The organism is Streptococcus sp. 2018110 (genome assembly GCF_019754115.1).
GTDB lineage: Bacteria > Bacillota > Bacilli > Lactobacillales > Streptococcaceae > Streptococcus > Streptococcus hashimotonensis.
Genome location: NZ_JAIJZO010000021.1, coordinates 24515 through 37989 on the forward strand (window position 1 = coordinate 24515; position 13475 = coordinate 37989).

General features: G+C 38.5%; 9 protein-coding genes. 8 read left to right on the plus strand and 1 reads right to left on the minus strand.

Annotated elements, in window-relative coordinates; translation table 11 throughout:
- Positions 1-385: 385 nt before the first annotated feature.
- The 7 genes from K5Q34_RS10270 to fni all read left to right on the plus strand — a co-directional run bounded on the left by K5Q34_RS10270 (position 386) and on the right by fni (position 10204).
- A complete protein-coding gene (locus tag K5Q34_RS10270; RefSeq protein WP_221864960.1) occupies positions 386-3061 on the plus strand; it encodes a lanthionine synthetase LanC family protein in 2676 nt (891 codons plus the stop codon).
- Positions 3027-4643: an ABC transporter ATP-binding protein gene (locus K5Q34_RS10275; RefSeq protein ID WP_221864961.1), complete on the plus strand. Its 1617-nt coding sequence runs from the start codon at positions 3027-3029 to the stop codon at positions 4641-4643. Before K5Q34_RS10270 ends, K5Q34_RS10275 begins: the two co-directional genes overlap by 35 nt.
- A gap of 15 nt (positions 4644-4658) precedes the next feature.
- Positions 4659-5534, plus strand: a complete 876-nt coding sequence (locus K5Q34_RS11950) for a helix-turn-helix domain-containing protein (RefSeq protein ID WP_221864962.1) — start codon at positions 4659-4661, stop codon at positions 5532-5534.
- Between the two features lie 527 nt (positions 5535-6061).
- A complete protein-coding gene (gene mvk, locus K5Q34_RS10285; RefSeq protein WP_221864963.1) occupies positions 6062-6997 on the plus strand; it encodes a mevalonate kinase in 936 nt (311 codons plus the stop codon).
- Positions 6990-8015, plus strand: coding sequence for a diphosphomevalonate decarboxylase (mvaD, locus tag K5Q34_RS10290; RefSeq protein ID WP_172115640.1), 1026 nt, complete (start codon positions 6990-6992; stop codon positions 8013-8015). The genes mvk and mvaD overlap by 8 nt, the downstream gene beginning before the upstream one ends.
- A gap of 1 nt (position 8016) precedes the next feature.
- The gene (locus tag K5Q34_RS10295) at positions 8017-9096 is read left to right on the plus strand and encodes a phosphomevalonate kinase (protein WP_172115642.1); all 1080 of its coding nucleotides are present in this window, start codon (positions 8017-8019) and stop codon (positions 9094-9096) included.
- A gap of 10 nt (positions 9097-9106) precedes the next feature.
- Complete coding sequence (gene fni, locus K5Q34_RS10300) at positions 9107-10204, plus strand: type 2 isopentenyl-diphosphate Delta-isomerase (protein WP_172115643.1); 1098 nt, start codon at positions 9107-9109, stop codon at positions 10202-10204.
- 101 nt (positions 10205-10305) lie between these two features.
- On the opposite strand, the gene K5Q34_RS10305 is transcribed toward fni, so the two are convergent.
- The gene (locus tag K5Q34_RS10305; RefSeq protein WP_024406772.1) at positions 10306-11100 is read right to left on the minus strand and encodes a serine protease; all 795 of its coding nucleotides are present in this window, start codon (positions 11098-11100) and stop codon (positions 10306-10308) included.
- Between the two features lie 616 nt (positions 11101-11716).
- Here K5Q34_RS10305 and K5Q34_RS10310 point away from each other — a divergent pair.
- Positions 11717-13475, plus strand: a 1759-nt coding sequence (locus tag K5Q34_RS10310; protein ID WP_221864964.1) for a YSIRK-type signal peptide-containing protein, incomplete at its 3' end; no start/stop codon positions are given.

Below are 13475 nucleotides of genomic sequence, written 5' to 3' on the forward strand. Positions count from 1 at the left end.
TTTCTCTTTATATAGATTTTTAGTAAAATAATACACTGAACAACAAAATATAATTCAAAAATATTATAAAAATTATAAAATATACAAAAAAAGTAATTGATTTTTTAGAATGAGTATATTATACTGTATTTAGTTGATCAGCTAAAAAAATTAGAAGGGAGAAAACTATGTCTGATTTGCGTCAATTACAAACATTATCTGTTAAGAGTAGTTTCGTAGACAGTACAGGAGCTACAGCACAGGGGTCTTGTGTATTTGCTAGTTGTAATACAACTACTAGAGAACAGTAGTGAAGGTGCGTCTTTTTCATAATTTGTTAATGTTGAACACTGCATAATTTTTATATTATGCAGTGTTCAATGTTATTTTATATGGTGGTGTAAAAATGCAAGAAAATATGGCGATTCATTGGTATGCTTCATCGAATAGAACAAATTTTTATATTATGAGTAATCAAGTTGCTACGGAAGAATCTTTTTTAAAGCTACTCTCATACAATTTAGATGATGTAAGTGTATATACGAAAAAACCTTGGATTTTTTTGAAGTTTTCTCAATCTACTTCTGAAGGACGAACGGCAGGATGGAAGATCCATGTGTCAGCAACTATGGAGAATTATCTTGAAATATTTAATATAGTGTGTAGGTATTGCATTAAAAATAAAATTGATTTCAAATTCCTTGCAAATGAAAAATTTTTGAAAGAAATTAATAGTAAAGAAGTATCTAGACTTTCAGCGGGAAAATTTATTGTAGTTTATCCAAAAGAATCTGAGTTCTGGACAGTAATTCAAGATATTTCAGATTTAACAATAATGTATGATGGACCGGAAGTATTGACTGATTATAGATATTCTTCATCGAAAATAATTTATTATAGATATGGGGAGATTGACCCTATAAGAAGAATAAATACTTATGGTGTGGTTGAGACATACATTTTAGATAATGAAGCTAATTTTGTAAAAGACGAAAAGTTTCCTTATCCATTTACACCGGATTGGATTAAAAAAATATCTTTAGAAGATGATAGTAATGAAGAATCTTTGTTACTAAAGAAATATATTCCTATGCAAGCAATAAAGTTTTCTTCATCAGGAGGTGTATACGAAGTTACTGAGGTGAATTCACGAAAAATTTTTGTAATGAAAGAGGCTCGAAAGTTCACTGGACAAGATAATACCAAATTTTATTCTACGGATAGGTTAAAAAGAGAATTCTCTTTTTTGAAATTATTGGAGAGGACAGATTTTGTTCCACAAGTATTTGAAGTAATAGAAGAAAAAGGGAATAGTTACTTAATTGAAGAAAAACTAGAAGGGACAAATTTAAGAGAATATATTTATCTGCATAATCCATTATTAACAAATGAAAAAGATGTCAAAAAAATTGAAGACTATTTTAAAAACTGTTTAATAATATTCAATAATATAATTGCAGGAATAGGCAGAATTAATGATTTAGGTATTTATGTACAGGATTTGTCCGAGACGAATATCATTGTGAACTTTGAAACAAATGAGCCGACTGTTAAATTGATTGATTTAGAATATGCGATTTTGAAAAAAGAATTAAATGGTATAACCAATATTCAAACCCCAGGATTCTCCTATATTGGAGAAGTTGAAGGTATAGATATTTATAAAGTTCACATTATTGGAATATGTATGATATTCCCAATACAAAACATGTTTGAATTTAACCGTGCCAATGTTTTCAAAAGTATCCAGTATTTAAAAAATATAATTAATAATAAGTACGCTCAGAAAATGCTGAATCAAATAGAAAAGTATATTAAATCATTTGATGGTGCAACAAATATATGTAAAGTTTATCCCGATGATGTCAGTCAGCAGTTAGATCAGATAATAAATTGTATACTAGAAAGTTATTGTGTTTTAGAAGTAGACCATAAAAAAATTTTTTTCCCAGCAGATCCGCAAGTTTATAATACAAATCCCTATAGCATTGCTCACGGGGGGCTAGGTGTTTTGTATTCGTTACGACGAATTTCTGATGGAAAAGAAAGAACGATAATAACCGAAATTCAAAATATTAGTAACGATATTATTAATACTACATATGGGGCGTTATTTAATGATTGTATTGATATTTCGAGTGGATTAATGATTGGAGAATTGAGTTTTGTATACTTTCTCATGTGTGAGAACAAAAAATTAGAAGCATGGAATATTTTTAATAGAAGTTTCAAAACATTAAAAAATAGTGATAATACGGGGATATATTATGGTATTTCTGGATTGGTTATTTTAGGGGCATACTTTGGATTTGAAGGATGTTCCGAAACAGTGTTCTCAGAGTTACAAGAATTGTTGCTGGAAAGACGGCTAGAAACAGATGTAGTAGGATTGTATGAGGGGGAATCAGGTGTTGCATTAATATATTTGGTGATGTATATGGTTACAAACGATAGACGTTATTTAGATATTGGAGAGAGTCATGTAGCAAATATTTTGATGTATGTGTATGAAAACTCACATGGAAACCTCACTGTAGATCGAGTTGGGAAAAATAATTCTGGAAATAAGATTGAGTCTCCGTTCTTATACAATGGTTTGTCAGGAATCGGATATATGTTGTTTTACTATTATAAAGTAACTAAAAATGACGAATACTCAAACGTGTTAAACAATATTTGTTTGAGTTTAGATTATGATATCCATTATTTTGCTACTCTGATGCGTGGATTGGCAGGGATAACTGATTTATTAATTACTTGTTTACAAGAGGGAGTATTGTGTGATGAAGTCTCAGAAAGAACATCAAAAGTAGTTGATCAGCAAATCAAGACTTTGAAGCTTTTTGAACAGAGAGATGAGAGTGAGATATTATTTGGATACTTAGGTGAAGGAAATTTAAAAATTTCCCATGATTTACATTCAGGTAGTAGTGGAATAGCGCTCGTCTTATATAGATACGTAAAATATAAGCAAGGTGTGCAAACAGCACCTTCAGAATTTGCTTTATATTTACTTGATGAAATCTTTAGAAAATGGAGAACGGGTTATGAAATTAAAACAGGTATGGAGAATATTGCCTAAGTTTAAAATCTGCTTACTCTTGCTTGCATTGGTAGGAGCGAGTTTTGACGGTATTATTATGTCTCAAGTTATTTCGAGAGTTAGTCAATTTAGCTCGGAATCAACTGTAAAAGATGTTTTACTATTCGCCGGTTGCAGTATATTGTTCTATTTATTGATTCAATTATCAGATTTATTTGTTTCAATAATAAAAAACGATTTACTAAAAAATCTGAATAAAAAGTATAAGATGGAGCTGTTAAACTATCTTGGCAATAAGGGAAATGCATTAGATGTTACAGAGTCTCTTGCGGTATTAACAGTAGATTTAAAATTAGTAGAAGATAAATATTTTTCCGTTCTTTTTGATTGCTTATACTACAGTCTTTTAGGGGCAGTTTCATTGATATATCTTGTCTATCTAAGTCCTGCAATTTCTGTATTATTTATTATTTTCTCATTTCTTCCAATGTTGCCAGCCATACTATTTAGCAACTATCTAGGAACAGCAACAGAGCACTTTACAAAGTCGAATGAGAAATTTATTCGTAGCATAAAAGATATTTTTCAAGGTTTTTCGGTTCTATGGACATATGGTGCGAATCGTAAGTTTTTAGGGATGGCTGAAACAGTTGTCAATGACTTAGAAAATAGTAATGAGGCATTAAATAATAAACACAGCATAGTTAATCTCGTTTCTTCCATGCTATCGTGGTTGAGTTATATTGTTCCAATAACTGTAGCATTAGTATTTGTAACCCAAGGGAAACTAGATGCTAGTATTGTTATCGCTTTATTTTTAGCCAGCGACCGTGTTATTTATCCATTTAGAAATGTTTCGAACTATTTACGAATGATACAATCAACGGAGCCAACTCGAAAAAAATTAGAGAAAATGTTACAGGATTCTCAGCAACAGGAAGTGTCTGAAAATCATATTGATGAATCAATATTGACGCCTGAGATTCATTTTTCAGGAGTAGCCATTGGACATGGAGCAGCAATTATCAAAAATTTTAATGCTACAGTCCCGTATGGTCGTAAAATACTTATTAGAGGAGCTTCAGGAAGTGGAAAGACGACCTTACTAGATAGCATACAGGGTGTACTGCAACCGTTGGAAGGGGAAATATCTGTATTAAATCATCAGAAAAAAATAAGTAATCCTAGCATTCAAATGGCAAGAATCCAACAATCACCCTACTATTTTGAGGCAAGCTTAAAAGAGAATCTCCTAATGGCACTTGAATCAGTCCGTGAGGAGGAGTTGTTAGCTTTGCTTTCAGAACTGGGGTTGGTAGAAGAGCTAGGTGAGGATTGTTTAGAGAAATATTATGGTGAAAATGGGGCGCAGTTATCAGGAGGACAAAAACAACGTATTGAGATTGCCAGAGCCCTCCTTCATAATAAGAAAATCTTGTTAGTTGATGAGGGGACATCAGCAATTGATAAACAATCCTCAGCCCTCATTCGTAAAAAACTTGCCAATTTACCAATTACAATCTTTGAGGTTGCTCATCACTATTCAGAGTCGGATTTAGGCCTATACGATGAAATATGGGAAATTCAACCGAATAGTGGTACAATAGAGAAAATACTATAAATTGGAATGTGAATTGTGAAAGAAAAAATTGCTAGTCTTATTAAGCGGACCCGTTTGGAGAAAGGATTTAGTCAAAAAGAACTGTCTGAGGGTATTTGTGCTCAAGCAGTTATTAGTAAAATTGAAAAAGCTGAGGTTTCTCCGTCAGTCGAATTATTTTTTAAGCTCGTCAAAAAATTAGACATTGATTCGAGTGTGATATTGGAATTGTTTCAACTAAAGAAGAGTACAGAAGAATCTATTCTTACGGATGAATTGAAATCCATTCTTTACCGAAGAGAGTATGATACATTAGAATATTTTTTGCAGTTTATTTCAAAAGATTCTGTATCTCCGATTCAAAGTCTATATATACAATATCTTAACGGGGTATTGTTATTTGGGAAATACAAAAAGTCAAATGAGGCTTTAGAGATTTTGGAAGGGTTGCTGCCTACTTTGGTTGAAAATGCTAATCTATATTTACGAGTTGGTATTGCTATTGCAGGAATATATTCGGAGTTAGAAGAGTATGCAACATCAATGAACCAATATGAAAGTCTCATTCATCACTATCATGAGTCAAATGATTGGGAGTTGAAAGTATTATTTCAATACGGATATTCTAGAATTTTGTACCTGTGTAACAAGTTTGAAAAAGCCTTGGTTTATAATGCAGAATCACTAGAATTATTAAAGAGTCGAAACACCCTATTTATGCTAGGTAATACTTTGTTAATGAGAGCCAACATATTAGCAAAACGCTCCATTATTTCAGAAGCAATTGATATGGTCAAAAAATCAATAGTTGTTTATGACTTAGAAGGCGACGAGCTCTTAAAAAATTTAGCTCAGTCATTCTTTATAGATTTATTGGAACAGGAGTCGCAAGATGAAAAAGAAATTAATTAAATTTAGTGTATTATTGCTTACATATGTGATTTTATTTGGAGATAAGATTCCACCAGTAATACTAAGTTAAAATTTGGAATCAGTTTAGATGATGATAAAACACCTAAATTCCTCAGAATAAGTCGGAATTAGGTGTTTTTGATTGGTATAAAAAGATGAGAAGTACTAACAGTTCCGAGTATCTAGGTTGTATTTAACTTTTTAGATACGATAATATAAAAAATTGTATGAATTTTACAGTTCAGTGTACTGTAAGAGGTTTGAGCCTTGAAACTCAAAGTAAAGAGGAATATCCAGCCTCATTTTGCGGTCGGCTGTTTTCGTGTTTTTGCGTACTTTTCAAGTTTGTCTAATTTATATTCCATACTCTTTTCACCTAAAGGTGTCCCTATCTCTAAGTCGCAAGCGACAAAGAGCTAGGTATCATATAATCTCCTAGAGAACAGTCGACTGCGGTCGGCTGTTTTCGTGTGTTTTATTCTTATGTAAAAGTGGTATAATAGTAGTGATTGTATAAGGAGAAAAGTATGTCGGTAGTAGGAAAAGCAAATGGGAAAATCATTTTGATGGGAGAGCATGCGGTGGTCTATGGGCAACCAGCAATTGCTATGCCTTTTTCTGCTGTTGAAATTATTGCTCAGGTAACTGCTCAAGGGGAAGCGCTGACTGTTGCTTGTGACTTCTATGAAGGCTTAGTTCACAAGATGCCAAAAATCTGGGAAAGCCTCAAGCATGCCATCCGTTTCTCGCTCTATCGTATCGGAGCACCGACAGACCCAGCTATTCATATCGAGATTAGTTCCACCATTCCTGCCGAGCGTGGCATGGGCTCCAGTGCAGCCGTGGCAGTTGCAGTGGCACGCGCCCTCTTTGCCTACTATGAAAAAGAACTGACCGACAGCGAACTCTGGGACATCGTCCAATCTTCGGAAAAAATTGCTCACGGGAATCCATCAGGCATAGATGTGGCGACCACCAGCGGCAAGTCCCCCGTCTTCTATATCAAGCACCAGCCCATCGAACCCTTGGAGCTGAAACTCCGTGCCCACTTGGTAGTGGCTGATACAGGCGTAACGGGAAACACCTTAGAAGCCATTTCAGACGTGGCGGATTTGTTGGAGAAAAAGCCAGAGGCTATCAAGCTAGTAGAAGAACTGGGCAACTTGACCCGACAGGCCAAGGAAGATTTAGCCACAGACCAGGCAGAGCTTCTAGGCAGCAGAATGAACCAAGCTCATGCCCTCCTGCAAAAATTAGGCGTGTCTGATCCTAGCCTGGATAAGCTAGTCAGCCTTGCCCAAGAAAATGGAGCTCTCGGAGCCAAATTAACTGGTGGTGGTCGAGGAGGCTGCATGATTGCCCTGGCAAGAACAGCCCAGGATGCCCAAAATCTTGCACACATCCTTGACCAAGCAGGTGCCTGCCAAACCTGGATACAGTACTTAGGAGAAATCAATGACTAAACAAACAGGCATAGCCCGTGCCCATACTAATATTGCCTTGATTAAATACTGGGGAAAACGCGATAAGGAATTATTCCTACCTATGAATTCCAGTTTATCCCTGACCCTTGACGCATTTTATACTGATACCAAGGTCGTTTTTGACCCAGAATTAACTGCGGATGAGTTCTATCTCAACGGAATCTTACAAAAAGAAAAAGAAATTTTAAAAATTTCTCAATTTTTGGATTTGTTTTGCGAATATATAGGTGAAAGGGCATTTGCCCGAGTGGAAAGTCTAAATTTTGTTCCGACTGCGGCTGGTTTGGCCAGCTCAGCATCAGCTTTCGCAGCACTTGCACTGGCAACCGCAACTGCCTTGGATTTAGATTTGTCACCAGCCACCCTATCAACCCTTGCTCGCAGGGGTTCTGGCTCTAGCACACGTAGCCTATTCGGTGGATTTGTCGAGTGGGATATGGGAACGGGTTCGGAAGATTCTATGGCTCATCCCATTGACGATGCCGATTGGGATATTGCCATGGTCGTCTTAGCCGTCAATACTGGACCGAAAAAAATTGCCAGCCGAGAGGGAATGGACCATACGGTTGCCACCTCACCATTTTACGCAGCCTGGGTAGAAACCGCCAAACAAGACTTGGTGGACATCAAGGCAGCTATTGCCAACCGTGATTTTGAAAAACTTGGTCAGATTACGGAACACAACGGTATGAAAATGCATGCAACAACTCTTTCTGCCAATCCGCCATTTACTTATTGGTCTGCCGATAGCCTAGTGGCCCAAGAGGCAGTCCGTCAGGTTCGTGAGGAAAGTGGCTTATCAGCCTACATGACCATGGATGCAGGACCGAATGTCAAGGTCCTCTGCCGAGCAAGTCAAATGGATGAGCTAGTAGCTGAATTGGCCAAAGTCTTCCCAAGAGAGAAAATCATTACCAGCAAGCCTGGTCCTGCTGCCTACGTCCTCAGCGAAGACGAGTGGCAGGCTTCGCAAGCAGCGTTTGAAAAGGGCTTGTAGCATGAAAGTACAAGTAAAGATACCTGGAAAACTCTTTCTAGCAGGGGAATACGCAGTCGTCGAGGCAGGCTATCCTGCAGTGATTGCGGCCCTTGACCAATACTTGACTGTCACCATTGAAACGAGTGACCGAGGCCTTCTTCATTCCAGCCAGCAAGCAGACCTCTATCTGACCTGGGAGCGTCAGGAAGGTGTCGTTCATGTCCTAGGTGACCATCCTTATGCTCTGATTGAGACAGCCATGCAGGTGACAGAAGCCTATCTGACAGCCAAAGGTCAGTCCTGTCAAGCAACCTACAGCCTAGCGGTCCAATCTGACCTGGATGACCAGACTTCAGGTGCCAAGTATGGCTTGGGGTCGTCAGGGGCAGTGACGGTTGCGACGGTCAAGGCCCTGCTGACCTACTACGGTCACCGACCAGATGACCTGCTGACCTACAAGCTGGCAGCTCTGGCCCAGACCAAGCTAGGTATGACGGGTTCCTTCGGAGATTTGGCGGCTTCCAGTTTTGGTGGCTTGATTGCCTATCATTCCCTGGACCGTTCTTGGCTTTTAGGGAAAATGGCAGAGCTGTCCCTGCTTAATCTGGTGGAAAGTGATTGGCAGGGTTTGTCCATCAGCCCTATCCAGCTACCAGAATGCTCAGACCTCTTGGTTGGTTGGACAGGGTCGGCGGCTTCGACAGATCGATTGGTTTCCCAGATGGAAAGCCAAAAAAGTCAGGCAGAAAAAGAGCACATTCATAGCCAGTTTCTAGCCGACTCCAAGACCTGTGTAGAGCAGTTGATAGTAGCTTGTCAGACAAATGACTCAGCGTCAGCAAGACAGGCCATTACTCAGAACCGCAAGCTCTTACAAGACTTGGCGAGAGGAATGGGCTTGGTCATTGAAACGCCTCGACTGAGCCAACTCTGTGACCTGGCCCAGACTTATGGAGCGGTGGCCAAATCATCTGGTGCAGGCGGTGGTGACTGCGGCATTTGCTTGGTAGACAGTACGGAACAAAAAGTAGCGATTGAGAAGGCTTGGCAACAAGCCGGCATTCTTCCACTCCAACTAAAGATCACAAGTAGAGAATAAGGAGAACCCTATGTTTTATCTAGGAGAATTTGGTTTAGACCGCAAGGATCAACACGTTGGCTTGGCCAACCAGCAATATAGTGCCACACCGGCCAAGGACTTTACGGAGACCTTGTTTGTCCATCATTCCCTACCTCAGACCAAGGTGGATGAAGTGGATATTTCGACCAGTGTAGCTGGTTTGGACTTTGCCTTTCCTTTCTTCATCAATGCCATGACCGGTGGAAGCAAGAAGACGCGGGAAATCAATCGTCTCTTGGGAATTATGGGGCATTTTGGGAAGATTGCTCTAGCTTCAGGTTCGGTTAGTGCGGCGATCAAGGATCCGTCTGTTGCGGAAACCTTCTCCGTTATGCGTCGGGAAAATCCTTATGGCATTATTTTTGCCAATCTAGGTGCCCACCACAGTGTTGAGAACGCCAAGCGAGCGGTGGATTTGTTGGAGGCCAATGCCATCCAAATCCATGTCAATGCACCCCAGGAGATTGTCATGCCTGAGGGAGACCGTGATTTTACCATGTGGTTGAAGAATATTGAAAACTTGGTGCGGGAGATGGAAGTACCGGTCATCGTCAAGGAAGTTGGTTTTGGCATGAGCCGAGAAACGGTTGCCCAGCTGGCTTCTGTCGGTGTCAAGACCATTGATGTGTCTGGTACTGGGGGGACGGATTTCGCCAAGATTGAAAATGCCCGTCGGACCTTCAATGATTATACCTATCTAGAAGGTTGGGGGCAGTCAACTGTGACATCCTTGGTGGAAGCTATGTCTGTTCCTGAAGAAGTTCGTCCAAGTCTGATTGCATCTGGTGGTATTAAGACGCCACTAGATATTGTCAAATCATTGGCCCTCGGTGCAGACCTTGTTGGTATGTCCAATCATTTCCTTCAGTATGTCAAGGATGGTAAGGGGCATCGTTTTGATGACGGCCTGCAGGCTATTAAAACCTTCCAATGGCAGATGGCAGAAATCATGACCATGCTGGGTGCTAAGAACATTGCGGAACTCCGTCAGAAAGATTTGGTCTTGGCTCCAAATGTACAAAACTGGTGCGAAGCGCGTGGGATTGACTGGAAAGCCTATGCCCGTCGGTCACAATTGGTAAAATAAGCATTAAAGAAAGAACTATCTCAAAACTACATTTCGTAGTTACGAGATAGTTCTTTTATTTTCATGAACAGCTAATATATAGAAAGGGATGTTAACGGTTATTATTCAATAACAGAAACTGGAATTCCGTTTGGATCAAATAGTTTGGCTTTCATATCCATTGTAAACGGAGTAATTGTTGCTTTGCTACACATTGGAGAACCTTGACAATTTGGGACATCTGCAACACCAGTGACTACTCCGATAATCTCTCCATTGTAAAAAACAGGAGAACCAGAGTTTTGCTCAGCTACATAGAAATCAACGGTTAAAGTACCGTCTTCTTCAACACGCAGCACGGTACCTTGTGTTTTTGTCAAATCTCCTTTGAAATAGCGAGAGTAGCCGACAGTGCTAATTGTTTTTCCGACAAGATATTGTAAATCGTTATGAACAGTAAGGTGTACTCCACTAGTATCAAGAGGAACAGATGCGGGCTCGCTTACCTTGATTAAGCCAACATCGTTTTTAAAGTTTTGAAAACCTGCATAGCCAGACATTGGTTTAAATGGATTTCCTGAGAAGACGGATTTCTTAAAAGCTTTAAAAGCTACAGGATGACTAGCAGCATTTGTTTCCGCAGTTGCACTCTGTGTAGAATTAAGACTACCATGACGATCAGTCATGCAATGACCGGCGGTTAAGAGATAATTATCTCCAATGTAAGTTCCTGTACATCTCATAACACCGTTCTCTGTCTTATCTATATTCAGGGCATAAATTAAGTTGTTCGGACTGATTACCTTTTCTTCTGTTGTAAGTGGTTCGCGTATAGTGTTAGCTATAGCCTTTGTAGGGGATATATATGAGAAGCACAATAATATTGTTGCAACAATCATTGCTAATTTTTTAGACATACATTTCTCCTTTTTATAACATAAATAACCCTCTCTTCATTAAATATTAGCTGATACCTTTCGTAAATTATTATATTGCTATATTTTTTGAAAGTCAATCAAAAAGAGGTAATCGTTTAAAGAAAATAAGTCAATTTTTACATCAGAATTTATAGTTTTGTTATTGTAATAATTAATGGATATTACAATATTCATTTTTTGGGTAGTTATAGATGAATTTGGGAAAATATACTGTATATTTTAGAGTTTATTCATTGTTTAATCCATCTCTGGCTGATAAATATACGCAAGGATTCATTTAACAAATATATTTTGACAAATCTTAGGGAGCTAAAATAGAATAAAAATTCAAAAATATTCAAGCAAGCAAAATATAATATAATGAAATGTTTTTGTGTTACTTTATTAAAATGCGAATGAAATAGTATCCTTACTGAAAGAATGTTCAAAATTAGCTAATTGGGATATTTTTCTATTCAAAAAAACACATAAAAAACAAAATGAATATGAGCCTTTTTGATTGACGAATTCCAAGATAACTTATATAATCAGCTTATAGATTTTCGCTTTATTATATGAGGTGAATGTCAAAAAATTTAGGGGAGAATTTAGACATATGTTTAAAGATCAATCAAAAAAGATGATCAAGAAACAGGAGTATTTCTCATTGCGCAAATTTAAGCGTGGACTTGCTTCTGTTACTGTAGGTGCGACGCTATTTATGGCAGGCGCAGCGGTGGAATCATTTGTTGCACCACAAGTAGTTGTTTATGCAGCGGAGGAAACTTATTCTGCAAACAGTAAATGGACTTTTACGGACAACATTCCGACAAGCAATCCCAACGTTAACCCACAGATGACAGCGTGGGACTATACGCCACACACGACTGGTCAGGCAACTGTTACTAAAGAAGATGGTTCAACAGTAACAGTAACGGCTGCTATCGTACCGACAAACGGTAACGGAGTAGGTATTAGCTACCTTGTACCAGGTGATGATCAATCATATTATAAAGCTACTGCAGAAATGTTGGCGGGAAATCCAAATCCTGCAACTATTCCAGCGATGGGGGTTTACCTTCAACCATCTCCTGTAACTCCGGGAACAAGCTTGGCTGATAAGTTGAATTACAATGGTGTGGTTGAGAATGCTGAGTTAACCTTGACTTTTAGCGAAGAGGTGACTAATCCAATCATCGACCTTTCAGGTGTTGGTGGTAGCGGTAAAGCAATTGTTGATGATACTACCGGTAGAGTATATGTTGCTAAGGGATCATTTAACAGTACCAACTTCGAGCTGATTACACCTGGTGTTAAGTTAGAGCAATTAACAGGGACAAACTTGACAGTTACGGATACTACTCTTCAAGTAACTGAAAAAAATACTTATGATAAGGCAGTTGTTGGTACGGATGATTTGTACCTTGGCGACTACCGTCTTCCAGACATGGTACCAGCCGGTACAGGTTCTGTTCGCTTGGTAGGTACCTTTAAACAAGTAACGTTCAAGCTTTATCATCAATCAACACCATTCTCACAATATCCTACTGCAACTTATCAAACTTCACCACTCTTCTTTGATAATAATACTATTGGAGATGGTGTCAATGGTTTGAACAAATTCTGGTCGGATAGTGTTAGAGAAGTAAGTGACTCAACGACAAACGCGGACCTTCTTCGTTTCTCAGTTCGTTTGAGCAATACTAAGTACGGTTCAGTAGTTGTTAACTATGTCGATACTGAAGGTAACGTAATCGGTACTGAGTTCAAAGACACTACAAACCAAGCGGTAGGTACAGCCTACGATACAACGGCTGACTCTGGTACAGTCGCATCAGATAAAACAACAGAGCGTCCAGCAGTGATTACCAAAGACGGTAAGACATACAAGTTGGTTGCAAAAGATACAACTGCAACAGTTGGTACGGTAAAAGCTGACGGTAGCTTGTCTGAAAATGCTGGAAGCTTTACATTTGGTACAGATACACCAACAGGTACAGTTGCTGAAGGTACTAAATCAATCACTTACGTATATGAAGAAGTGAAAGGTTCAGTTATCGTTGATTACGTTGATACAGACGGAAACAAGATCGGTACACAGTTTGTTGATACTGCCAATGTAGCACCTGGTACTGCTTACAATACAGCAAACGATACAGGTACAAAAGCTTCAACAGACACTTCAGAGCGTCCATCTGTGATTACCAAAGATGGTAAGACTTACAAATTAGTCCCTGCTGGTGACTATAATGTAGGTACTGTTGGAACAGATGGAAACTTGACAGCAACAACTAAAGATTTGGGAACAGATGCAGTTTCAGGTGAAGTTGCAGAAGGTACGAAGAAAGTTACTTATGTCTATGAAGAAGTGAAAA